This window comes from Rhodococcus sp. NCIMB 12038 (assembly GCF_002165735.1).
Taxonomy (GTDB): Bacteria; Actinomycetota; Actinomycetes; order Mycobacteriales; family Mycobacteriaceae; genus Rhodococcus_F.
The window spans coordinates 1-22860 of sequence record NZ_NHML01000034.1 but is presented as its reverse complement, the minus strand read 5'-3'; the positions used below and the strand labels follow the sequence as shown (position 1 = coordinate 22860).

Here is a 22860-nt window from a genome sequence, read left to right as displayed (position 1 = left end):
CCCTAGGCGCTCTAGGCGCTCCGCGCCTGTGCGTGTTTCCGGCCTGAACCGGCACTGAGCGCGCACGACCACTTCGAGCGGATCTCACCGTCTTGAATGACTGGTCGTGCGCGCTCAGTGCTTGAGGTCACCTTTCTCGCGAAGGGCCGAAAACAGTGCACAGGCCGACGAAGGAGGCACTTTGCCCAAGGTCAGTGAAGACCATCTCGCGGCCCGGCGCAGTCAGATCCTGGACGGCGCCCGCCGATGCTTTGCCGAATACGGTTACGACGGCGCCACCGTCCGCCGGCTCGAGGAAGTGACCGGACTGTCGCGCGGGGCGATCTTCCATCACTTCAAGGACAAGGACGGGTTGTTCCTGGCGCTCGCCCACGAGGACGCGACCAGGATGGCCGACGTGGTCGCCCACGAGGGTCTCGTCCAGGTGATGCGGGACATGCTCGCGCAGCCCGACCAGTTCGACTGGCTGGGAACCCGACTCGAAATCGCCCGGCGGCTGCGAAACGATGCCGATTTCCGCAGAAGCTGGTCGCAACGGTCGGCGGAACTGACCGAGGCGACGATGGCGCGCCTCGCGCGGCAGAAGTCCGCGGGCCGCCTCCGCGACGACGTGCCGACCGACGTCCTCATCGGCTACCTGGATCTGGTGCTCGACGGTCTCGTCGCACGCATCGCCTCCGGGCACGCCGGTGACAACCTGTCGGCCGTGCTCGACCTCGTCGAGGAATCCGTCCGACGCCGCGACTGACCCCGCACTCCCACCGGCACCGGTCAGGTCTTACGACGGTGAGCTCCGCCTCGTCCGCGGAGCTCCACCTCGGACTCCGCGAGAATGTTGCGGACGAACCCGTACGATCGCCCCATTTCCCGGGCGAGGGAACGAATGCTCGCCCCGGCCTGGTAGCGCTGTTTCAGCTCCGCCTGCAGATCGGCGCGCGACGGTCCCGTGATCCGAGCGCTCTTGGCGAAGACCCCGATGTCAGCCATGAACTCCTCCAGTCGGCGAGCGACGGTGGTTTCCACGGTAGAGCGCAGCGACGGCGATATCTACGGAGAGGTGTTCAGGCGAGCTGGATCAGTTCCAGGTAGTCCTGCGACCAGTGGTCCTCGGTGCCGTCTGGCAGGAGGATGACCCGCTCCGGGTCGAGCGCCTCGGCGGCACCCGGGTCGTGGGTCACCAGCACGACGGCCCCGGTGTAGCTGCGGAGCGCGTCCAGCACCTGTTCGCGGGAAACGGGGTCGAGGTTGTTGGTCGGCTCGTCGAGCAGCAGGACGTTCGCCGCCGACGACACGAGCCCGGCGAGCGCGAGGCGGGTCTTCTCACCACCGGACAGGGTTCCCGCCGGCTGCTCGAGCTGCGGGCCGGTGAACATGAACGCACCGAGCAGCGAACGCAGTTCCTGCTCCCCCGTGTCCGGCGCCGCGTGGCGAATGTTCTCCCACACCGACGCATTGTCGTCGAGAGTGTCGTGTTCCTGTGCGAAGTAGCCGATCTTCAGGCCGTGACCGGGGACGAGTCCGCCGGCGTCCGGCGTCTCGACACCGCCGAGGATGCGCAGCAGCGTCGTCTTACCCGCACCGTTGAGGCCGAGAACGACGACGCGTGACCCACGGTCGATCGCGAGGTCCACGCCGGTGAAGATCTCGAGCGAGCCGTAGACCTTGGTCAGGTTCTCCGCCATCAGCGGCGTCTTGCCGCACGCGGCCGGCTCGGGGAACCGGATCCGGGCCACCTTGTCGGACACGCGTTCCGCGTCGAGATCCGACATCAGCTTGTCGGCGCGCTTCGCCATGTTCTGCGCCGCCACGGCCTTGGTGGCTTTCGCGCCGAGCTTCGCGGCCTGCGTGCGCAACGCACTCGCCTTCTTCTCCGCGTTCGCGCGCTCACGGCGGCGACGCTGCTCGTCGGTCGCGCGGGCGTCGAGGTACTTCTTCCAGCTCATGTTGTACACGTCGGCCTCGCCGCGCACGGCGTCGAGGAACCACACCCGGTTGACGACGTCGTTGAGCAGATCGACGTCGTGGCTGATCACGATCAGACCGCCCTCGTGGTTCTGCAGGAATCCCCGCAGCCACGTGATCGAGTCGGCGTCGAGGTGGTTGGTCGGCTCGTCCAGCAGCAGGGTCGTGTCCGACCGTCCACCGCTGCCGTCCGACGCGGCGAACAGGATGCGCGCCAGTTCGACACGGCGGCGCTGACCACCCGACAGGGTGTGCAGTTGCTGACCGAGGATGCGGTCGGCCAATCCGAGGCTGTTGCAGATGCGTGCCGCCTCGCTCTCGGCCTCGTATCCGCCGAGGGCGGAGAACCGGTCCTCGAGGTTGCCGTACTTGCGGACCGCCTTGTCGCGTTCGGCGTCGTCGACGACCTCCGACATCAGGATCTGCTGCTTCTCCATGTCCCGCAGCAGCGAGTCGAGACCGCGCGCGGACAGCACCCGGTCCTTCGCGAGGACGTCGAGGTCGCCTTCCTTCGGGTCCTGCGGGAGGTACCCGAGGTCGCCGGTGCGGACCACGGCGCCCGCATACGGCTCTCCCTCCCCGGCGAGGATGCGGAGGGTGGTCGTCTTGCCGGCACCGTTACGGCCGACCAGCCCGATGCGGTCGCCGGGCTGTACCCGCAAAGCCGGTCCGGGAGCAGACAGCAACGTCCGCACTCCAGCTCGAACTTCCAGGTCGGTAGCGGTGATCAACAAGACTCCTAGGAAAATGACACAGGCGCTGAATGAGAAAAACTGCGCAAAGAACACACGAACCAGCAATTTTACCCGACCGCGGCCCACTCGGACCACGCCCGTCCGTGATCCCGCTAACGTCGGCCGCCGCATCCGATCCCCCGGCGACCTCCGGCCCTGCCCTCGTTGCGCGACGGCCGTGACAGGCTGGCGACGTGACAGCCACTCCCCGTCCGCCGATCTGGGACGTCGCGATCGTCGGCCTCGGCCCCGCCGGCCGTGCCCTCGCCCACCGCGCCACTGCCCTCGGGTCGGCAGTCGTGTCGATCGATCCGCTCCCCCGCCGATCGTGGACCGCTACGTACGCCGCCTGGGAAGACGAACTCCCCGGCTGGCTCCCGCGAGATGCCGTCGCGACGAGAACCGACCGCCCGGCGGCGTGGACAACCCGCCGCCACATCATCGATCGCACCTACTGTGTTTTGAATACATCGAGGCTGCAATCAATACTCGGTGCCAATTGCGGAACTATTATCGCAGGTAGAGCCGTCGACCTGTCCCCCACCTCCGTCCAACTGGACGACGGCTCGACGCTGAACGCGCACGTCGTCGTCGACGCCCGCGGCACGGGCGACAGCCCCGACCTCGCCCAGCAGACGGCGTACGGAGTCGTCGTCGATCCCGGCACCGCCGCGCATGCGCTGGGCGGCGAGGCCGCAGTATTCATGGACTGGCGCCGCGACAACGGCACGCCCCCCACGGACACGCCGTCCTTCCTCTACGGGGTCCCGCTCGCCCGCGACCGGTTCCTGCTCGAGGAGACCTGCCTCGTCGGCCGGCCCCCACTGCCGATCTCCGAACTCGCCACCAGGCTCCACGACCGACTCCGGGCGCGCGGCGTCGCCGTGCCGTCTCATGCGGACGTCGAGCGCGTCAGATTCGCCGTGGAGCCCCCACCGGAGGCCGGTCGTTCCCACAGCTCGGACCAGGTGCGCTTCGGAGCCCGCGCCGGGTTGATGCACCCCGGCACCGGCTACAGCGTCGCCGCGTCACTTCTGTACGCAGACGCCCTGGCCCGGGACCTTCGCGACGGGTCGAACGCACGACTGTGGCCGTGGAAGGCACGGACCGTGGCGTCGCTGCGATCGGTCGGGCTTCGCGTCCTCTTGGATCTGGGGCCGGAACACGTCCCCGAATTCTTCGACCATTTCTTCGATCTGCCGCCACGACTCCAGGCCGCATATCTGTCCGAACGGTCGAATCTGCGCGGAACCCTGTCGGCGATGGGCCGGATGTTTCTCGCATCCTCCGGCGATATCCGCGGTGTGATTTTCCGTTCCACGCTCCGCCGGGAAGTTCGATGAACTGTCGCGAGAATGCGAAAAGGAGACCATCATGGAACGCATGCGGTCGATATGGAAGGGCTCGATAGCGTTCGGACTCGTGAACGTGCCGGTCAAGGTCTATTCGGCAACCGAAGATCACGACATCAGATTTCACCAGGTCCATGCCAAGGACGGCGGCCGGATCAAATACAACCGCGTGTGCTCCGAATGCGGCAACGTCGTCCAATATGCCGATATCGACAAGGCCTACGACTCCGACGACGGCGTCCGGGTGGTGTTGACCGACGACGATTTCGGCAAGTTACCCGCCGCCGAGAAACACGAGATTCCCGTTCTGCAGTTCGTGCCGACCGAACAGATCGATCCCATTCTGTTCGAGAAGAGTTACTTCCTCGAACCGGATTCCAGCTCTCCGAAGGCCTATGTCCTTCTCGCGACGGCCCTCGAAAACAGCGACCGGACCGCCCTCGTTCACTTCACGCTCCGTCAGCGCACCAGACTGGCCGCGATGCGCTCTCGGGACGGGGTGCTGGTGATCCAGACACTGCTGTGGCCGGACGAGGTACGCGCGGCCGAGTTCTCGTCACTCGACGACGTCGAGAAGCCGAAGGCGAAGGAACTCGCGATGGCAGAGACTCTCGTCGACAGCATGGCCGACGACTTCGACCCCACCGAATTCACCGACGACTACCAGGTGCAGTTGCGTGAACTGCTCGACGAGATGATCGAGTCGGGCGGCAAGAAGGTCATTCCCGTCGCCGAGGTCGAGAAGAGCGGCGAGGACGCGGAAGTGGTGGATCTCGTGGCCGCACTGCAGCGCAGCGTCGATGCCGCCGGGAAGAAGGCCGCACCCGCCAAGAAGAAGCCGGCGAAGAAGGCCCCGGCCAAGACCGCGGCGAAGAAGGCCACCGCGAAGTCGTCCACCTCCGAACGCAAACGCGCCTGAACCGACGCGGCGCAAACGCGCCTGAACCGACACGGAGGGGCTCGGCGAGAACCATCTCGCCGAGCCCCTCCGTGTCAATGGTGGTGGGTGGTCAGACCGTGAATCCGAGGGCGCGCAACTGCTCGCGGCCGTCCTCGGTGATCTTGTCGGGGCCCCACGGCGGGAGCCACACCCAGTTGATCTTCAGTTCGTTGCACAGACCGCTGCGGACGAGCGCACCGCGCGACTGGTCCTCGATGACGTCGGTCAGCGGGCAGGCCGCCGACGTGAGGGTCATGTCGAGGGTCACGACGTCCTCGGCCTCGGTGATGCCGTACACCAGGCCGAGATCGACGACGTTGATGCCGAGTTCGGGGTCGACGACGTCACGCATCGCCTCCTCGAGCTCCTCCAGGCGTTTCGGGTCGGTGATCACACCCGATGCGGCGGGCGCGGATTCGCCGCCCTGGTCCGCCGGCGCCTGCTCCGGTGCGGCTGTGGCGTCCGCCTGCGGCGTCTGCGTCTCGCTCATGATGCCTGTCCTCCGATTCGAGCGGGTTCGCCGTCTGCTGTCGGAACGGCCGAATCCTGTTCGTCCACGACCCGGTCGTCCACTATCTGAACAACCGCGTCCTTGAATGCCATCCATCCCAGCAACGCGCATTTCACGCGGGCCGGGTACTTCGAGACGCCGACGAAGGCGATGCCGTCCCCGAGGACGTCCTCGTCCCCCTCGACGGTACCGCGGCTACTCACCATTTCGTTGAACGCGGCAACGGTCTGCAGCGCCTGCTCGACGGGCATTCCCACCACCTGATCGGTGAGCACCGACGTCGACGCCTGGCTGATGGAGCAGCCCTGGCCGTCGTACGACACATCCACCACCGTGCCGTCGTCGGCGAGTTCCACGCGCAGCGTCACTTCGTCGCCGCACGTGGGGTTGACGTGGTGGACTTCAGCGCCGAACGGCTCACGAAGACCGCGGCCGTGGGGATGCTTGTAGTGGTCCAGGATCACTTCCTGGTACATCTGTTCCATTCTCATGCAGGAACCTCCCCGAAGAACTCCTGGGCACGCCGCACCGCCGCCGCGAGAGCGGCGACCTCGTCGACCGTGTTGTACAGCGCGAACGACGCCCTCGCCGACGCCGCGACACCGAAACGCCGGTGCAGGGGCCAGGCGCAGTGGTGGCCGACACGGATGGCGACGCCCTCGTCGTCGAGGATCTGGCCGAGATCGTGGGCGTGGATTCCGTCGACCACGAACGACACGGCCCCGCCGCGATCCTCCGCGGTCGTGGGTCCGATGATGCGCACGCCGTCGATGGCGCCGAGCGCTGCCAGCGCCGCCTCGACCAGGGTGTGCTCGTGCGCGGCGACCGCGTCCATCCCGATCTCGTCGAGATACCGGACCGCTGCGCCGAGACCGACCACCTGCGACGTCATCGGAACGCCGGCCTCGAACCGCTGCGGCGGCGGCGCGTAGGTGGTGCGTTCCATCGTGACGCTCTCGATCATCGAGCCACCGGTGATGAACGGCGGCATCGCGTTCAGCAGTTCGCGGCGCCCGTACAGGACACCGACGCCGGACGGGCCGAGCATCTTGTGCCCGGAGAACGCCGCGTAGTCGACTCCGAGCGCGTGGAAGTCCACCGCCATGTGCGGGACGGACTGGCAGGCGTCGAGCACCACCAGCGCGCCGACCGCGCGGGCGCGGCGGACCAGTTCCTCGACGGGTGCCACCGCCCCGGTCACGTTGGACTGGTGGGTGAACGACACGACCTTGACGGCATCGGTCAGCTCGAGCGAGTCGAGATCGATGCGGCCGTCGTCGGTGACGCCGTACCAGCGCAACGTGGCACCGGTGCTGCGCGCAAGCTCCTGCCACGGAACCAGATTGGCGTGATGCTCCAGCTCGGTGATGACGATCTCGTCGCCGGGACCGAGGTGCCGTTCGAAGCGATCGTCGCCGAGGACGTGGGTGACGAGGTTGAGGGACTCCGTCGCGTTCTTGGTGAACACGAGTTCGTCGCTGTCGGCGCCGACGAACTCGGCGATCGCCGCACGCGCGTTCTCGTACGCGTCCGTGGCCTCTTCGGCGAGCTGGTGAGCGCCTCGGTGCACGGCGGCGTTACAGGTGGTGAGGAACTCCCTCTCGGCGTCGAGCACCTGGTTCGGGCGCTGCGAGGTGGCACCCGAATCGAGGTACACCAGCGGTTTTCCGTCACGGACCGTACGCGCCAGGATCGGGAAGTCCTCCCGGATCCGGGTGACGTCGAATACGCGCACCGAGGTGGTCATCTGCGTTTATGCTCCTTGCGTTGCTGCAGCCTGGGTGAAGCGCTCGTAGCCGTTCGCCTCGAGCTCGTCGGCCAGTTCCGGCCCGCCCGACTCGACGACGCGACCGCCGACGAACACATGGACGTATTCCGGCTTGATGTACCGGAGGATGCGCGTGTAGTGCGTGATCAGCAGGATTCCGCCGTGCTCGCGCTCCTTGTAGCGGTTCACGCCCTCGGAGACGACGCGCAGGGCGTCGACGTCGAGTCCGGAGTCGGTCTCGTCGAGGATCGCGATCTTCGGCTTCAGGAGGCCGAGCTGCAGGATCTCGTGGCGCTTCTTCTCCCCGCCGGAGAAACCTTCGTTGACACTGCGCTCACCGAACGAGGGGTCGATGTCGAGTTCGGTCAGCGCCTCCTTGACTTCCTTCACCCAGTGGCGGAGCTTCGGGGCCTCGCCACGGACGGCAGTGGCCGCGGTGCGCAGGAAGTTCGACATCGAGACGCCGGGGACCTCGACGGGGTACTGCATCGCGAGGAACAGTCCCGCGCGGGCGCGCTCGTCGACGCTCATCTCGAGGACGTCCTCACCGTTGAGGGTGATGGAGCCCGACGTGATCTGGTACTTGGGGTGACCCGCGATGGCGTACGACAGCGTCGACTTGCCGGACCCGTTGGGTCCCATGATCGCGTGCGTCTCGCCGGACCGAACCGTCAGGTTCACACCCTTGAGGATGTTGATCGGTTCGGCGTTCTCGTCGGTGTTCGCGACGTCGACGTGCAGGTCCTTGATTTCCAGGACCGAGGTTTCGGGGGTGGAAGCGTCAGGGGTAGACATTGTGATCCTTCGAAGAAATGGGAAGTAATGGTCCGGCGGCGCGGCTCAGACGCCGACTGCGGCGAGTTCGGCCTCGACGGCAGCCTCGAGACGCTCGCGGATCTCGGCGACGGCGATCTTGTTGATGATCTCGTGGAAGAAGCCGCGCACGACGAGTCGCCGTGCCGCGTCCTCGGGGATTCCGCGGGCGCGCAGGTAGAACAACTGCTCGTCGTCGAATCGACCCGTGGCGCTGGCGTGGCCGGCACCGACGATCTCGCCGGTCTCGATCTCCAGGTTCGGAACCGAGTCCGCGCGGGCTCCGTCCGTGAGGACGAGGTTGCGGTTCAGCTCGAACGTGTCGGTACCTTCGGCCGCCGCACGGATCAGCACGTCGCCGACCCACACGGTGTGGGCGTCGGGCTTGCCCGACTCCGGATCACCCTGCAGGGCACCCTTGTAGACCACGTTGGACTTGCAGTGCGGCTGCGAGTGATCCACCAGCAGTCGCTGCTCGAAGTGCTGTCCCGCGTCGGCGAAGTACAGACCCAGCAGTTCGGCGTCGCCGCCGGGGCCGTCGTACTTGACGGTCGCGGAGAGGCGGACGAGGTCGCCGCCGAGGCTGACGGCGTTGTGCCGCAGGACCGCGTCCCGGCCGAGCCGCGCGTGATGCGACGCGACGTGCACGGTGTCGTCCGCCCAGTCCTGGACGGCGACGACGGTGAGGTGGGCGCTGTCGCCGAGCACGAATTCGACGTTCTCGGCGAACGTGCCGCTGCCGCGCTGGTCGATGACGACGGTCGCCTTCGCGAACGCGTCGAGCCGGATCTGCAGGTGCCCGAAGGCGACCTTGCCCTCGCCCGGGCCCGTGATCGTGATGTTGATCGTCTCGGCGACCTCGACCTCACGGCCGACGGTCACGACGGTCGCCGTCTCGAAACCCGAGTACGCCTGTGCGGCCACCCGGTCGGCGGGAACCCCGGCCTTGCCCAGCCGGTCGTCGTCGCGGCCGACGGTCTCGACCTTCACGGAGTCCGGGCCTGCGACGTCGACGCCGGCCGCGCCGTTCGCCACGGCCGTTCCGTCGTGCAGTCCGCGGAGACGGCGCAGCGGGGTGAACCGCCAGACCTCGTCACGACCACCCGGGATCTCGAACGCCTTGACGTCGAACGACGTGAAGACCTCGCCCTTGTTGGCGATCGGCGAGCCGGTCGACGTCCGCGCTATCCGCGGATTCTCGCCCGCGACGGCTCCCGTGACTCCGAGATTCTGGACACCAGTTTCTGGCGTGGTCACTAACCCACCGCCCCTTCCATCTGCAGTTCGATCAGGCGGTTCAGTTCCAGGGCGTACTCCATCGGGAGTTCCTTGGCGATCGGCTCGACGAAGCCGCGCACGACCGTGGCCATGGCCTCGTCCTCGGTGAGCCCGCGGCTCATCAGGTAGAACAACTGGTCGTCGCTCACCTTCGACACGGTGGCCTCGTGACCCATGGTCACGTCGTCCTCCCGGATGTCGACGTAGGGGTAGGTATCCGAGCGGCTGATCTGATCGACCAGCAGGGCGTCACACTTGACCGTCGACTTGGAGCCGTGGGCGCCCTTGTTGACCTGGACGAGTCCGCGGTAGGACGCGCGTCCGCCGCCGCGGGCCACCGACTTGCTGATGATGGTCGACGACGTGTGCGGCGCGAGGTGCAGCATCTTGGCACCGGTGTCCTGGTGCTGGCCCTCACCGGCGAATGCCACGGAGAGAACCTCGCCGCGGGCGTGCTCGCCCATCATCCAGACGGCCGGGTACTTCATGGTGACCTTGGACCCGATGTTGCCGTCGATCCACTCCATGGATCCGCCGGCCTCCACCTTGGTGCGCTTGGTGACCAGGTTGTAGACGTTGTTCGACCAGTTCTGGATGGTCGTGTAGCGGCAGTGGCCACCCTTCTTCACGATGATCTCGACCACCGCGGAGTGCAGCGAGTCGGACTTGTAGATCGGCGCGGTGCAGCCCTCGACGTAGTGCACGGAGGCGCCCTCGTCGACGATGATCAGGGTCCGCTCGAACTGGCCCATGTTCTCCGTGTTGATGCGGAAGTAGGCCTGCAGCGGAATGTCGACGTGCACGCCCGGCGGGACGTAGATGAACGAGCCACCCGACCACACGGCCGTGTTCAGCGCGGAGAACTTGTTGTCGCCTGCCGGAATGACCGTGCCGAAGTACTCCCGGAACAGATCGGGATGCTGCTTCAGGCCCGTATCGGTGTCGAGGAAGATGACGCCCTGCGACTCGAGGTCCTCACGGATCGAGTGGTAGACGACCTCCGACTCGTACTGAGCCGCGACACCGGCGACGAGGCGCTGCTTCTCGGCCTCGGGGATGCCCAGCTTGTCGTACGTGTTCTTGATGTCCTCGGGCAGGTCTTCCCAGCTCTCGGCCTGCTTCTCGCTCGAGCGCACGAAGTACTTGATGTTGTCGAAGTGAATGCCCTCGAGGTCCGATCCCCAGTTCGGCATCGGCTTCTTGTCGAAGGTCTTCAGCGCACGCAGGCGGATGTCGAGCATCCAGTCCGGTTCGCTCTTCTTCGCCGAGATGTCGCGCACGACGTCTTCGGACAGACCGCGCTGCGCACTGGCACCGGCCTCGTCGGAATCGGACCAGCCGTACCCGTAATGCCCGAGTGACGCGATGGTCTCTTCCTGCGTGAGCGGCTCGGCGTTGGCCGACGCAGTGGATGTCACCTGGTCTGATGTGACGGTCATGCGAGCTCCTTCCGGAGTCTTGTTACGAGACCGGCGAGGGCTGGTCGCCGGTGGAATTGCTGACTAGAGGATCTATCGGTGAAGCGATCTATCGGTGAAACGTTCATTTGGGACCGGACGGCGGGACGAGTGGAACGTGGGTGGTGCAGGCGCAGTCGCCGTTGGCGATGGTCGCGAGCCGCTGGACGTGGGTGCCGAGCAGTTGGGCGAACGCTGCCTGCTCGGCTTCGCACAGTTCCGGGAATTCCTCGGCGACGTGCGAGACGGGGCAGTGGTGCTGGCAGATCTGCACCCCGTTGCCCACCGGGCGGGTCGAGGCCGCGAATCCGGCGGTGGTGAACGCGTCGGCGATGGCGTCGGCGGTGGTTTCGAGGCCCTCGGCGCTCTGATCCGCGGCCGGGGTGACGTCGCCGACGATGGCCTGGACTCGGCGACGAGCGAACTCGGTGATCGCGGCGTCTCCCCCGACCTCCCGCAGCTGGCGCATGGCCGCGCCCGCGAGGTCGTCGTACGCGTGACCGAGCCTGCCTCGGCCCTTGGCGGTGATCTGGAAGTATTTGGCGGGCCGTCCCCGTCCGCGGTGACGCACGGCGACGGAGGACGCCTCGCGCGCCTCGCCGGAGTCGAGGAGTGCGTCGAGATGGCGGCGGACGCCGGCGGCACTCAGGCCCAGGCGGGTTCCGATTTCCGACGCGGTGATCGGCCCCTCCTCGAGAAGGAGCTTCACGACGGCCGCGCGGGTGTGCCCTTCGTGGCCCACGGCGACGGGTGACGCGGTTGCGACAGGCGCCGCCGAAGAAGGCGCGTGAACTGCGCTTTCCTTCGTTGCACGTGGTGTCGTATCCGTTTTCACAACACCAGTGTGACGGAATTCCGATCGCAGGTCTACTAAGGGTGCCCTGCCTTACACCTGTGATTATGTGCCGCCCGGGCGCGGGAATACTGGCCGAACCGGCCGTGTTCGGCGCACCGCTACGCTGCCTTGTGTGCCGCAGACCCCCGAGAACCCGGAGCCGACCCGCGCGGAGCCGACCTTGACGGCTCGCGCCGCTCTCCGACATCCGGCCGAGCTCTTCCGGCGGGCGCTGGGCATCGACGGCCCCACCCCGCGCTCGTCGGTGGCGGCCGCGTTGCACGGCGACGAACCGGAGACCGCAGGCCTGAACGGGCAGGAGACCGCCCAGCTCCGCGGCATCCGCCGGTTCGGCGCGACCGGCGCCGTCCTGATGGCAGTGGGAGCACTGGGCGCAGGCGCCCAGCCGGTACTGCAGAACCCCGTCCAGGGGCTGCGCATCATCGGACTTCCCGCCCGGATCCCCAGCGTCGCGCTGACGCTCACCATGACCGGCACCGTGATGATCGTGCTCGCGTGGCTGCTGCTCGGACGGTTCGCGATCGGCAGTCTGCAGTCCGGGGCGGTGCGCCGCCTCAACCGGTCCCAGCTCGACCGCACCCTCCTGCTGTGGATCATCCCGCTGTCCGTCGCACCGCCGATGTTCAGCAAGGACGTGTACTCGTATCTCGCGCAGAGCGAGATCGCGGCCCGCGGGCTCGACCCCTACGCCATCGGTCCCGCGGGCGCTCTCGGCGTCGATCACGTCCTGACCCGCACCGTGCCGACGATCTGGCGGGACACACCGGCGCCGTACGGCCCGCTGTTCCTCTGGATGGGGCGCGGAATCAGCTGGCTGACCGGCGAGAACATCGTCGCGGGGATCTTCCTGCACCGGCTGCTCGCCCTCGCCGGCGTGGCCATGATCGTGTGGGCGCTCCCCCGCCTGGCGCGCCGCTGCGGCGTCGCCGAGGTCAGCGCCCTCTGGCTGGGGGCCGCCAATCCCCTGTTGCTGTTCCACCTGGTCGCCGGGATCCACAACGAGGCGCTGATGCTCGGCCTCATGCTGGCCGGGATCGAACTGGCGCTGCGGGCCGTCGAACGGTCGGAACCGATCCGAGGGCAGTCACTCCTCCTGCTGCTGTCCGGGGCGGCGCTCATCGCCCTGTCGTCGACGATCAAGATCCCGTCCCTGCTCGCGCTGGGGTTCGTCGGGATGGCGCTGGCCAGGCGATGGGGCGGAACCCCGAAAGCGGTGCTCTACGCGGCCGCCCTGCTCGGCGGCGTGGCCCTGGTGGTCACACTCGTCATCAGCACGTCCAGCGGACTCGGCATCGGCTGGGTGCACACGCTCGGCACGGCGAACGCGGTGCGCAGCTGGATGTCGATACCCACGCTCCTCGGCCTGGGCACCGGACTGGCCGGGGTCCTGCTGGGCCTCGGCGATCACACGACGGCGGTGCTGAGCCTGACCCGGCCGATCGCCGCCGTCGCTGCGGCGTTCATCACACTCCGGATGCTCGTCGCCACCCTCGTCGGCCGCATCCACGCGGTCGGCGCGCTCGGACTGTCCCTCGGCGCGGTCGTCCTGCTGTTCCCCGTGGTGCAGCCCTGGTATCTGCTGTGGGCGGTCCTGCCGCTCGCCGCCTGGGCCACGGCGCCCGCATTCCGCGTCCCCGCGATCGTCTTCTCGTCCATCGTCAGCGTCATCCTGATGCCGAACGGCGGCGAGTACCAGCCCTTCGTCATCGTCCAGGCCGCCATCGCCACCATCTTCACGGCCGGAACGCTGATCGTGATCACCCGCAACCGCCTCCCGTGGCGGGTCGGTCCGGGCCGGCAGCCGGCCGTGCCGGAACCGCAGGATCCGCCCCGGGACGACGCCGGCGCGGAAAGCCGGGGCACCGGCCGGGTCACACCCGGCCAGGGCTTACGCTGATTCCCCGTGACCTCGCGAACGCCCGGATCGGCGCAACCTGCTGTACGCCTGGAAGGCGTGGTGAAGACCTTCGACGGTGTGAGGGCCGTCGACGGGCTCGATCTCACCGTCGAACCGGCACAGGTCGTCGCATTGCTCGGTCCCAACGGCGCGGGTAAGACCACCACCGTCGAAATGTGTGAGGGCTTCGTCCGCCCGGACAGCGGCACCGTCCGCGTCCTCGGACTCGACCCGATTGCCGATGCCGGCGCCGTCCGGGCCCGGATCGGTGTGATGCTGCAGGGCGGCGGCGCGTACCCCGGTTCCCGCGCAGGCGAGATGCTCGACCTCGTCGCCGCCTACTCGGCCGACCCCCTCGACCCCGACTGGTTGCTGCGCAGCCTCGGCCTCGAGGATTCGCGGCGCACCCCGTACCGCCGGCTGTCCGGCGGGCAGCAGCAACGACTGTCCCTGGCCTGCGCGCTGGTCGGCCGCCCCGAACTGGTCTTCCTCGACGAACCCACCGCCGGACTCGACGCCCAGGCCCGCCTGCTGGTGTGGGAACTGATCGACGCGCTGCGCCGCGACGGCGTCAGCGTGCTGCTGACGACGCACCTGATGGACGAGGCCGAGGAACTCGCGGACCGGCTCGTCATCATCGACCACGGGTCGATCGTCGCCGCCGGAACGCCCGCCGAGGTCACCAGCCGCGGCGCCGAAGGCCAGTTGCGGCTCACCGCACCCGCCGGTCTGGACACCGGACCACTCGCACGGACCCTCCCCGACGGCTTCCGGGTGGCCGAGTCCGGACCGGGCACCTACCTCGTCGAAGGGCCGATCGACCCGAAGGTGGTGGCCTCCGTCGCGTCGTGGTGCGCCGATCTGGACGCCCTGATCAGCGACATCCGCGTCGACCAGCGCAGCCTCGAGGACGTCTTCCTCGAACTCACCGGCCGGGAACTGAGGGGATGACGATGAGCACCAGTGACCGTCTGACGGAGAATCGTTTCGCCCCGGGCACATTCACCCCCGATCCCCGCCCGAGCAGCGCGGCGGTCATGCTGCGGGCGCAGACCGCACTCGAGCTGAAACTGCTCCTGCGCAACGGCGAACAACTGCTGCTGACGATGTTCATCCCGATCACGCTGCTGATCGGGCTGTGCCTGCTGCCCATCGGCGACCTCGGAACATCGCGGGTCGACAAGGTGGTGCCCGCCGTGATGATGGTGGCCGTGATGTCCACCGCGTTCACCGGGCAGGCGATCGCGGTCGGTTTCGACCGCCGCTACGGCGCCCTCAAACGGCTCGGCGCGACGCCACTGCCGACGTGGGGAATCATCGCCGGGAAGAGCGCCGCGGTGGTCATCGTCGTCGCCCTGCAATCCGTCCTCCTCGGTGCGATCGGGCTGGCTCTCGGCTGGCGTCCGAGTGCGTGGGGACTCGTCCTCGGCGCCGTGATCATCGCCCTGGGCACCGTGACGTTCGCGGCGATGGGCCTGCTGCTCGGCGGCACCCTCCGCGCCGACATCGTCCTCGCCCTCGCCAACATCCTGTGGTTCGTGATGGTCGGTGTCGGCAGTGTGGTGTTCGCCACCGGCGACCTCCCCTGGCTCCTCCACACCGGGGCCCGGCTTATTCCGTCCGGAGCGCTCGCGCACGCGCTCGACGCCGCACTGACCGGATCGGTGGACCTGCTCAGCGTCGTGGTCCTCGCCGTGTGGGGCGCGGCCGCGGGGGCCCTGGCGGCACGGACGTTCCGATTCACGTGATCCGTCGAACCACGGCCCGCCGCGCGGGCACCGTTCTCGCCGTCCTGCTCGCCGTCCTCTGCGGTGGCGCGCTGCCCGCGGGCGCCGCACCGCAGTGGGGTCCGCCCGCGTCGCCGAATCCGTTCCTCGGACCCGCGGGCACGTCCACGATGCACGGCGACGCCGGGTCCACCGACGTGACGCCGCTGCCCGGTCCCGGCACCGGCCCCGTCACGCTGTCCGCGTACCCGCTGGTGTCGGCGTGCCCGACCCTCCTGCAAGGTTCCGACCGGCTCGTCGTCGCCCTGTGCACGTCCGTGGCCGGCCAGGTTCCCACCGTGCACCTGATCGACCCCGCGGCCCCCGCGGCGCCGTTCGGCGGCTCGCTCGCCACGTTCGCGCTGGCGAAGGGCAGCCTGCTCGGCGGCGTGTACGCGTTCCTCGACAACGACAACCGCCTCGTCGTCGTCGACGGCAACCGTCAGCTACTGCGCCTCGGACATTCGAAGGACCCCGCAGGCCGGTGGCGGATCGCCGTCGACTCGCACGTCGACCTGTCCGGCAGTGTTCCCCAGGGCGACAACGTGACCGGGCTGACGCCGGACTGGCAGGGCAATGTCTGGTTCGCGACGGGCGGCGGCGTCGTCGGAGCTGTGGATCGCGGCGGTGTCGCGCACACCCTGCCGCTGGCGGCGGGCGAGCAGGTGCAGAACAGCATCTCCACCTCTCCGGCAGGCGCCGCGGTCGCGACCACGCACGCCCTGTACCAGTTCGCGCTCCGCGACGGCGAGGTCCGAATGGACTGGCGCCGCGAGTACGACCGCGGACCGGACCGGAAGCCGGGGCAGCTGAGCCACGGCACCGGCTCCACCCCCACCTACTTCGGACCGTCGACGGGCAGCGATTTCGTCGCGATCGTCGACAACGCCGACCCGCAGGTGAATCTCCGGGTGTTCCGCGCCGATTCCGGTGACGAGATCTGCAGCCTCCCGGTGCTCGGCAACCCGGGCGGCAGTGAGAACTCACCGATCGGCATCGGCAACTCGGTGTACGTCGCCGGGACGTACGGCTACCCGTATCCCACCGTTCCGGACGGGGCGGGACCGGCCGTGCCCACGAACGCGCCCTTCACCGGCGGCATGACGCGGGTCGACATCGACCCGATCGGCTGCCACCAGGTGTGGAGCAACGACGTCCGCAGCGCCGCGGTCCCGCACCTGTCGACCGGCGACGGTCTGCTGTACACCGTGATCCGTCAGGGGTTCGACGTCACGACACCGCTGGACGGTTTCGCGTTCGCAGCGATCGACCCATCCGACGGCTCCGTCGAGCACACCAGCCCACTCCCCGGGACCGCGGTCAACGACACCCTGCAGATGTCCGGACTCGTCACCGACACCGGCGACTTCTGGCAGGGCACGGTGACCGGCATCCTGCGCATTCGCGGCGAGTAGCACGGAGTCGGCCGCGCCGCCACCAGCCCAACGACACGGTGTAGTTGACCGCCCTCTACCATCGATGCCGTGCTGTATCGCGGGTTTCTGAGCCTGGTAGACCGTCTCCCCCTTCCGTCGCTGACCGTGCAGCGTGTCATCGCGTTCGCGGTGATCCTCACGCAGGGCGGCATCGCCGTCACCGGGGCCGTGGTCCGGGTGACGGCGTCCGGCCTCGGCTGCCCCACCTGGCCGCAGTGCTTCCCCGGCAGCTTCGTGCCGGTCGGGCACGGCGAGGTCGCCGTCGTCCACCAGGCGGTCGAATTCGGCAACCGGCTGCTGACGTTCGTCGTCGTCGTGGCCGCGGCCCTGATCGTCCTCGCGGTCACCCGTGCCCGCCGCCGCAAGGAGGTCCTCGTCTACGCGTGGATGATGCCTCTCGGCACCGTCGTGCAGGCCGTCATCGGCGGTGTCACCGTGCTCACCGGACTGCTGTGGTGGACGGTCGCGGTGCACCTGCTCGCCTCGATGGCGATGGTGTGGCTGGCGACCGTGATGTACGCGAAGATCTGCGAGCCGGACGACGCCCCGGCGATCGACGTGATCCCGGCACCGCTGCGCTGGCTCACAGCACTGTCGGCTGTCGCGCTGGCCGGGGTGCTCGCCGCCGGAACGCTGGTCACGGGTGCGGGACCGCACGCGGGAGACAAGAGTCTCGACCGCGTCGTTCCCCGCCTCGAGGTGGAAATCGTCACGCTCGTGCACCTGCATGCACAACTGCTGGTGGGTTACCTGGCGTTGCTGGTCGGCCTGTGCTTCGGCCTGTACGCCGTCGGCGCCACGCGCGCGGTGAAGGTCCGGGTGCAGGTTCTGCTCGCGCTGGTGGTGGCGCAGGCGCTGATCGGGCTGGTCCAGTTCTTCACGGACGTTCCCGCCGCTCTGGTGGCGTTCCACGTCGCGGGGGCCGGGCTGTGCACCGCGGCCACCGCGGCGGTGTGGGCTGCGGGACGCACCCGCGAGTACGTCACACTGCCCGACACCGCGAGCGTCTAGCGCTCGTTGCGGGCCTTCGGGAACCGGGTCTGCCGGGCGACCCAGCCTGCCATCTTCTGGAAGTGACCCTTGCGGGGTGTGACGATGCTGGTGATCGCGCGGTCCCACTCCGAGACGGTGACGTCGTCGAGCGAGGCGACGACGGCGTTCGCGGTGGCGAGATCCGCGACCACCTGGTCACCGAGGGTGCCGTCGGCTCCGACGAGGGTGATCCGGACGCCGGCGAGCCCGATGGGCTGGATGACGGCGCTGGCCGAACCGCCGTGCTCGGCGACGAACTTCTTGATCGCGTCGACCGTGTGGGACGGCAGCGAGGGCGCCGGGCTCGAGGGGGCCTGTTCCGCATGGGTGTCGGTACTCATGGTCCGAGAATACTGGGCGGTAGACGCGGCGTGTCCGCCAGGCTCCGTGCGGCAGGCCGCGCCGTGTAGAACTGAAACCATGCGCGCTATCCAGGTTTCCCGTCCCGGTGGTCCCGACGTCCTCGAACCGGTGAAGGTTCCCGAACCCGGGATCGGAGCGACGGATCTGCTCGTTCGCACCGACGCGATCGGCATCAATTTCATCGACACGTACTTCCGGACGGGGCTGTACCCGCGGCCGCTGCCCTACATTCCCGGCGACGAGGGCTCCGGCGTCGTGGAGGCCGTCGGCGGCGACGTGACGGATTTCGCACCCGGCGACCGGGTGGCCTGGTGCGCCGCTCCCGGCAGCTACGCGGAGAAGGTGGCCGTGCCCGCGGCGGCCGCGATCGCCGTTCCCGACTCCGTGCCCGCCCCACAGGCCGCCTCCGCGCTGCTACAGGGCATGACCGCCCACTACCTGGCCCACTCCACGTACCCGATCCGGTCCGGCGACACCGTGCTCGTCCACGCCGGTGCGGGCGGAGTGGGTCTGATCCTCACGCAGATGGCGACGACGCTGGGCGCCCGGGTGATCACCACCGTGTCCTCCGACGCGAAGGAGCAGTTGTCGCGTGACGCCGGGGCACACGAGGTGCTGCGCTACGACGACGACATCGCGGCCCGGGTGCGGGAACTGACCGACGGCGAGGGCGTCGCGGCAGCTTACGACGGTGTCGGCGCGTCCACGTTCGAGGCCAGTCTCGCGTCGGTGCGAATCCGGGGAACCGTCGCGCTGTTCGGCGCGGCGAGCGGGCCGGTGCCGCCGTTCGATCCGCAGCGGCTGAACCCGGCGGGTTCACTGTTCCTCACCCGGCCCACCCTCGCACACCACATCCGCAACCGGGAGGAACTGACGTGGCGGGCCGGGGACGTGTTCTCCGCCCTCGCCGACGGCGCACTGACGGTCCGGGTGGGAGCGGAGTACCCGCTCGAGCGGGCGGAGGAGGCGCATCGCGACCTCGAGGCGCGGGCGACGACGGGATCGATCGTGCTGGTGCCCTGAGGCGAAGCCTCAGCTCGGCAGGCTGAACCGAGGCGCAGCCTCAGCTCAGCAGGCTGCCGATGGTCTGCAGTCCCAGCACCGAGTCGACGGCGAGCCCGACGAAGACGATGGCCAGGTAGTTGTTGGACTGCAGGAACAGGCGGAGCGGTTTCACGGCCGCTCCGCCGCGGACGCTGCGGTACAGCTGGTGGGCCATGAGCAGGAACCAGGCGCCGGCGACGAGGGTGACGGCGGCGTAGACGACGCCCGCGGCGGGGACCAGCGCGAGCGAGGTGACGACCATCGCCCAGCTGTACAGCAGGATCTGTTTGGTGACGTGCTCCTCGGTAGCGATCACCGGCAGCATCGGGACACCGGCCGCCTTGTAGTCCTCCTTGTAGCGCATCGCGAGCGCCCACGTGTGCGGCGGCGTCCAGAAGAAGATGACCAGGAACAGCACGATGGGCTGCCAGCTCAGCGATCCGGTGACCGCCGACCAGCCGACCATGACGGGCATGCAGCCCGCGGCGCCGCCCCAGACGACGTTCTGCCAGGTCCGGCGCTTGAGCACCATCGTGTACACGAGCACGTAGAACGCGATGGTCAGGACGACCAGGCACCCGGCGAGCAGGTTCGCCCGCCACCACAACCACAGGAACGACGCGATACCGAGCGTCATGCCGAACACGAACGCGTGCGACGTCGGCACCGCGTCGCGGGCCAGCGGCCGCCGCGCGGTGCGCTTCATGACCTTGTCGATGTCGGCGTCGACGACGCAGTTGAGGGAGTTCGCGCTCGCCGCACCCATCCACCCGCCGAACAGCGTGCTGAGGATCAGCAGGATGTCGACGTTGCCCCGGTCGGCCAGCAGCATCGCCGGGATCGTCGCGACCAGCAGCAGTTCGATCACCCGCGGCTTGGTCAACGCGATGTAGGCCAGGACCTTGCCCGTGGCGCGACCCAGCACCGTGTCGGTGCCGGTCGCGCGGGGGGCGGGGCTGGGGCTGCCGAAGCCGTGTCCGCTCGGCTGATGCCCTGTCCGCACGTTCTCTCCTCGCACCACGCGTAATTCCACATCCGAATGCCGGCGACTGCTCCCGAAGTCCTTCGCGACGGCCGGCCGTTCTACTACAAACGATGGTAGACCGCCGTAATGCGCGAACCGAATCGACCCGGATACGACCGCGCACTAGGCTGGAGTCGCACAAGAGGCCCACGCATCCTCAGGCTCCACGTTCACCCATGTCAGGAGACTTCTGCCCGTGTCGATCACAGACGACATCCACGTCCTCACGCAACCGGTTCATCCCGCCGACTGGACCGAACTGGACACCAAGGCCGTCGACACCATCCGGGTGCTCGCCGCCGATGCAGTGCAGAAGGTGGGCAACGGCCACCCCGGCACGGCGATGAGCCTCGCCCCCCTCGCCTACACCCTCTTCCAGCGCGTCATGCGCCACGACCCCACCGACGCCGACTGGATCGGCCGCGACCGGTTCGTGCTGTCCTGTGGACACTCCAGCCTCACCCTCTACATCCAGCTGTACCTCGCCGGTTACGGGCTGGAACTCGAAGACCTGGAGTCGCTGCGCACCTGGGGCTCGAAGACCCCCGGCCACCCCGAGCACGGCCACACCCGCGGCGTCGAGATCACCACCGGACCGCTGGGTCAGGGTCTGGCCTCCGCCGTCGGCATGGCCATGGCCGCCCGCCGTGAGCGCGGCCTGTTCGACCCCGAGCCCGCGCTCGGCGAGAGCCCGTTCGATCACCACATCTACGTGATCGCCTCCGACGGCGACATCGAGGAAGGCGTCACCTCCGAGGCGTCGTCCATCGCCGGTGTGCAGCAGCTCGGCAACCTGACGCTGATCTACGACGACAACAAGATCTCCATCGAGGACGACACCGCCATCGCGCTGTCCGAGGACACCGCCGCCCGCTACGAGGCGTACGGCTGGCACGTGCAGATCGTCGAGGGCGGCGAGAACGTCGTCGCCATCGAGGAGGCCCTGAACAAGGCCCGCGAGGTCACCGACAAGCCGTCGCTGGTCCTGCTCCGCACGATCATCGGCTTCCCGGCACCGAACAAGATGAACACGGGCGCGGCACACGGCGCCGCCCTCGGTGCCGACGAGGTCGCGGCCGTGAAGACGGCGCTCGGCTTCGATCCGGACAAGACGTTCGAGGTCGCCGACGAGGTCATCGCGCACACCCGCAAGGTCGTCGAGCGCGGCGCGCAGGCACACAAGGAATGGCAGGCCCAGTACGACGAGTGGACGCAGCGCGCCCCCGAGGGCAAGAAGCTGCTCGACCGCCTGATCGGACGCGACCTGCCCGCCGGCTGGGCCGACGTCCTGCCGACGTGGGAGCCCGACGCGAAGGGTCTCGCCACCCGGAAGGCGTCCGCCGCCGTCCTCAACGCCGTCGGACCGGTGCTGCCCGAGCTGTGGGGCGGCTCCGCCGACCTCGCGGAGAGCAACAACACCACCATCAAGGGCGCCGACTCGTTCGGTCCCAAGTCCATTTCCACCAGCATGTGGAACGCGGAACCGTACGGCCGCACACTGCACTTCGGTGTCCGCGAGCACGCCATGGGCTCGATCCTCAACGGCATCGCCCTGCACGGGCCGACCCGCCCCTACGGCGGCACGTTCCTCGTCTTCAGCGACTACATGCGTCCCGCCGTGCGGCTGGCCGCGATCATGAAGACCGCCGTCACCTACGTGTGGACGCACGACTCCATCGGACTCGGCGAGGACGGTCCCACCCACCAGCCGATCGAGCACCTCGCGGCGCTGCGCGCCATCCCCGGCCTGTACGTCGTGCGACCGGGCGACGCCAACGAGACCGCGCACGCATGGCGCGCCGTTCTCGAGAAGGGCTCCGACGAGGCCACCCGCGCTCCCGCCGGTCTCGCCCTGACCCGCCAGGACCTGCCGGTCCTCGAGGGCACCAGCTACGAGGGTGTCTCCCGCGGCGGGTACGTCCTCGCCGACGCGTCCACCGGGGCACCGGAGGTCGTGCTCATCGGCACCGGCTCCGAGCTGCAGCTGGCCGTCGCGGCCCGCGAGGCCCTCGAGGCCGACGGAATCCCCACCCGGGTGGTGTCCATGCCCTGCGTCGAGTGGTTCGACGCCCAGGACCAGGCCTACCGCGACGGTGTGCTCCCCCCGACGGTCAAGGCGCGGGTCGCCGTCGAGGCCGGCATCTCCATGCCGTGGTACCGCTTCGTCGGTGACGCGGGCGAAATCATCTCCATCGAGCATTTCGGCGCCTCCGCCGACTACAAGACCCTGTTCCGCGAGTTCGGCTTCACCGCCGAAGCCGTCACCGCAGCCGCACAGCGCTCACTCGCACGCGTGAAGGGATAGAACGCCATGACTCAGAACCCCAACCTCCAGAAGCTCTCCGAAGCCGGCGTCTCGGTGTGGCTCGACGACCTCTCCCGTGACCGCATCGAGTCCGGCAACCTCGCCGAACTCGTCGCCACCAAGTCCGTCGTCGGTGTCACCACCAACCCGTCGATCTTCCAGGCCGCACTCAGCAAGGGCCACGTCTACGACGCCCAGGTCCGCGAACTCGCCGAACGCGGCGCAGACGNCNNGGCCACCATCCGCACGGTGACCACCGACGACGTCCGCGCCGCGTTCGGCGAGTTCGCGGACCTGGGCGTCGTAGACGTGGCCCTTGCTG

General features: G+C 68.5%; 22 protein-coding genes. 11 read left to right on the top strand and 11 right to left on the bottom strand.

Annotated elements, in window-relative coordinates:
* Window positions 1–181: 181 nt before the first annotated feature.
* Window positions 182–748: a TetR/AcrR family transcriptional regulator gene (locus tag CA951_RS35155; protein WP_015890666.1), complete on the top strand. Its 567-nt coding sequence runs from the start codon at window positions 182–184 to the stop codon at window positions 746–748.
* 23 nt (window positions 749–771) lie between these two features.
* On the opposite strand, the gene CA951_RS35150 is transcribed toward CA951_RS35155, so the two are convergent.
* Entirely contained in the window at window positions 772–987 is a 216-nt protein-coding gene (locus tag CA951_RS35150) for a helix-turn-helix domain-containing protein (protein ID WP_043825986.1), read from the bottom strand.
* Window positions 988–1061: 74 nt separating this feature from the next.
* Window positions 1062–2693, bottom strand: a complete 1632-nt coding sequence (locus tag CA951_RS35145) for an ABC-F family ATP-binding cassette domain-containing protein (RefSeq protein WP_087561339.1) — start codon at window positions 2691–2693, stop codon at window positions 1062–1064.
* A gap of 197 nt (window positions 2694–2890) precedes the next feature.
* Here CA951_RS35145 and CA951_RS35140 point away from each other — a divergent pair, with 197 nt between their 5' ends.
* Both CA951_RS35140 and CA951_RS35135 read left to right on the top strand, forming a co-directional pair.
* On the top strand, window positions 2891–4039 hold the full coding sequence (locus tag CA951_RS35140; RefSeq protein ID WP_087561265.1) for a lycopene cyclase family protein: 1149 nt from the start codon (window positions 2891–2893) through the stop codon (window positions 4037–4039).
* 31 nt (window positions 4040–4070) lie between these two features.
* Entirely contained in the window at window positions 4071–4967 is an 897-nt protein-coding gene (locus tag CA951_RS35135; protein ID WP_087561264.1) for a Ku protein, read from the top strand.
* Between the two features lie 91 nt (window positions 4968–5058).
* On the opposite strand, the gene CA951_RS35130 is transcribed toward CA951_RS35135, so the two are convergent.
* From CA951_RS35130 to CA951_RS35100, 7 genes are all read right to left on the bottom strand, one after another.
* On the bottom strand, window positions 5059–5478 hold the full coding sequence (locus CA951_RS35130) for a metal-sulfur cluster assembly factor (protein WP_087561263.1): 420 nt from the start codon (window positions 5476–5478) through the stop codon (window positions 5059–5061).
* Window positions 5475–5990: a Fe-S cluster assembly sulfur transfer protein SufU gene (gene sufU, locus CA951_RS35125; protein ID WP_087561262.1), complete on the bottom strand. Its 516-nt coding sequence runs from the start codon at window positions 5988–5990 to the stop codon at window positions 5475–5477. The genes CA951_RS35130 and sufU overlap by 4 nt, the downstream gene beginning before the upstream one ends.
* Complete coding sequence (locus CA951_RS35120) at window positions 5987–7246, bottom strand: cysteine desulfurase (protein ID WP_087561261.1); 1260 nt, start codon at window positions 7244–7246, stop codon at window positions 5987–5989. Before CA951_RS35120 ends, sufU begins: the two co-directional genes overlap by 4 nt.
* A 6-nt stretch (window positions 7247–7252) precedes the next feature.
* Window positions 7253–8062: a Fe-S cluster assembly ATPase SufC gene (gene sufC / locus CA951_RS35115; protein WP_072942079.1), complete on the bottom strand. Its 810-nt coding sequence runs from the start codon at window positions 8060–8062 to the stop codon at window positions 7253–7255.
* A 45-nt stretch (window positions 8063–8107) separates the two neighbouring features.
* The gene (gene sufD / locus CA951_RS35110) at window positions 8108–9337 is read right to left on the bottom strand and encodes a Fe-S cluster assembly protein SufD (RefSeq protein WP_087561260.1); all 1230 of its coding nucleotides are present in this window, start codon (window positions 9335–9337) and stop codon (window positions 8108–8110) included.
* Window positions 9337–10797, bottom strand: a complete 1461-nt coding sequence (gene sufB, locus CA951_RS35105) for a Fe-S cluster assembly protein SufB (protein WP_087561259.1) — start codon at window positions 10795–10797, stop codon at window positions 9337–9339. Before sufB ends, sufD begins: the two co-directional genes overlap by 1 nt.
* Window positions 10798–10900: 103 nt before the next feature.
* Window positions 10901–11650 (bottom strand): helix-turn-helix transcriptional regulator, encoded by a 750-nt coding sequence (locus CA951_RS35100; protein WP_373414841.1) that lies wholly within the window; start codon window positions 11648–11650, stop codon window positions 10901–10903.
* A 133-nt stretch (window positions 11651–11783) separates the two neighbouring features.
* Here CA951_RS35100 and mptB point away from each other — a divergent pair, with 133 nt between their 5' ends.
* From mptB to CA951_RS35075, 5 genes are all read left to right on the top strand, one after another.
* Window positions 11784–13568, top strand: a complete 1785-nt coding sequence (gene mptB, locus CA951_RS35095) for a polyprenol phosphomannose-dependent alpha 1,6 mannosyltransferase MptB (protein WP_087561257.1) — start codon at window positions 11784–11786, stop codon at window positions 13566–13568.
* Window positions 13569–13574: 6 nt separating this feature from the next.
* Window positions 13575–14519, top strand: coding sequence for an ABC transporter ATP-binding protein (locus tag CA951_RS35090; RefSeq protein ID WP_087561256.1), 945 nt, complete (start codon window positions 13575–13577; stop codon window positions 14517–14519).
* The gene (locus tag CA951_RS35085; protein ID WP_087561255.1) at window positions 14516–15316 is read left to right on the top strand and encodes an ABC transporter permease; all 801 of its coding nucleotides are present in this window, start codon (window positions 14516–14518) and stop codon (window positions 15314–15316) included. The genes CA951_RS35090 and CA951_RS35085 overlap by 4 nt, the downstream gene beginning before the upstream one ends.
* Entirely contained in the window at window positions 15313–16749 is a 1437-nt protein-coding gene (locus tag CA951_RS35080) for a hypothetical protein (protein ID WP_087561338.1), read from the top strand. Before CA951_RS35085 ends, CA951_RS35080 begins: the two co-directional genes overlap by 4 nt.
* Window positions 16750–16818: 69 nt before the next feature.
* Complete coding sequence (locus tag CA951_RS35075; protein WP_087561254.1) at window positions 16819–17781, top strand: heme A synthase; 963 nt, start codon at window positions 16819–16821, stop codon at window positions 17779–17781.
* Here the strand turns inward: CA951_RS35075 and CA951_RS35070 are convergent.
* Window positions 17778–18143, bottom strand: coding sequence for a hypothetical protein (locus CA951_RS35070; protein ID WP_087561253.1), 366 nt, complete (start codon window positions 18141–18143; stop codon window positions 17778–17780). The genes CA951_RS35075 and CA951_RS35070 overlap by 4 nt on opposite strands.
* A gap of 79 nt (window positions 18144–18222) precedes the next feature.
* Between CA951_RS35070 and CA951_RS35065 the strand changes: the two genes are divergently transcribed.
* On the top strand, window positions 18223–19188 hold the full coding sequence (locus CA951_RS35065) for a quinone oxidoreductase (RefSeq protein ID WP_087561252.1): 966 nt from the start codon (window positions 18223–18225) through the stop codon (window positions 19186–19188).
* Window positions 19189–19228: 40 nt separating this feature from the next.
* On the opposite strand, the gene CA951_RS35060 is transcribed toward CA951_RS35065, so the two are convergent.
* Complete coding sequence (locus CA951_RS35060; protein WP_087561337.1) at window positions 19229–20212, bottom strand: heme o synthase; 984 nt, start codon at window positions 20210–20212, stop codon at window positions 19229–19231.
* Between the two features lie 217 nt (window positions 20213–20429).
* On the opposite strand from CA951_RS35060, the gene tkt reads away from it, so the two are divergent.
* Window positions 20430–22538 carry a transketolase gene (gene tkt, locus CA951_RS35055; RefSeq protein WP_087561251.1) on the top strand — a complete coding sequence of 703 codons (2109 nt, stop codon included), beginning with the start codon at window positions 20430–20432 and terminating at the stop codon, window positions 22536–22538.
* 6 nt (window positions 22539–22544) lie between these two features.
* Window positions 22545–22860: transaldolase family protein (locus CA951_RS35050; RefSeq protein WP_306300872.1), on the top strand; the 316-nt coding region annotated here is incomplete at its 3' end.

Bases quoted from the DNA above. Each gene is read 5' to 3' on its own strand.
- CA951_RS35150 (WP_043825986.1), bottom strand. From the start codon at position 987: ATGGCTGACATCGGGGTCTTCGCCAAGAGCGCTCGGATCACGGGACCG.
- CA951_RS35135 (WP_087561264.1), top strand. From the start codon at position 4,071: ATGGAACGCATGCGGTCGATATGGAAGGGCTCGATAGCGTTCGGACTC.
- CA951_RS35130 (WP_087561263.1), bottom strand. From the start codon at position 5,478: ATGAGCGAGACGCAGACGCCGCAGGCGGACGCCACAGCCGCACCGGAG.
- sufU (WP_087561262.1), bottom strand. From the start codon at position 5,990: ATGAGAATGGAACAGATGTACCAGGAAGTGATCCTGGACCACTACAAG.
- CA951_RS35120 (WP_087561261.1), bottom strand. From the start codon at position 7,246: ATGACCACCTCGGTGCGCGTATTCGACGTCACCCGGATCCGGGAGGAC.
- sufC (WP_072942079.1), bottom strand. From the start codon at position 8,062: ATGTCTACCCCTGACGCTTCCACCCCCGAAACCTCGGTCCTGGAAATC.
- sufB (WP_087561259.1), bottom strand. From the start codon at position 10,797: ATGACCGTCACATCAGACCAGGTGACATCCACTGCGTCGGCCAACGCC.
- CA951_RS35085 (WP_087561255.1), top strand. From the start codon at position 14,516: ATGACGATGAGCACCAGTGACCGTCTGACGGAGAATCGTTTCGCCCCG.
- CA951_RS35070 (WP_087561253.1), bottom strand. From the start codon at position 18,143: ATGAGTACCGACACCCATGCGGAACAGGCCCCCTCGAGCCCGGCGCCC.
- CA951_RS35065 (WP_087561252.1), top strand. From the start codon at position 18,223: ATGCGCGCTATCCAGGTTTCCCGTCCCGGTGGTCCCGACGTCCTCGAA.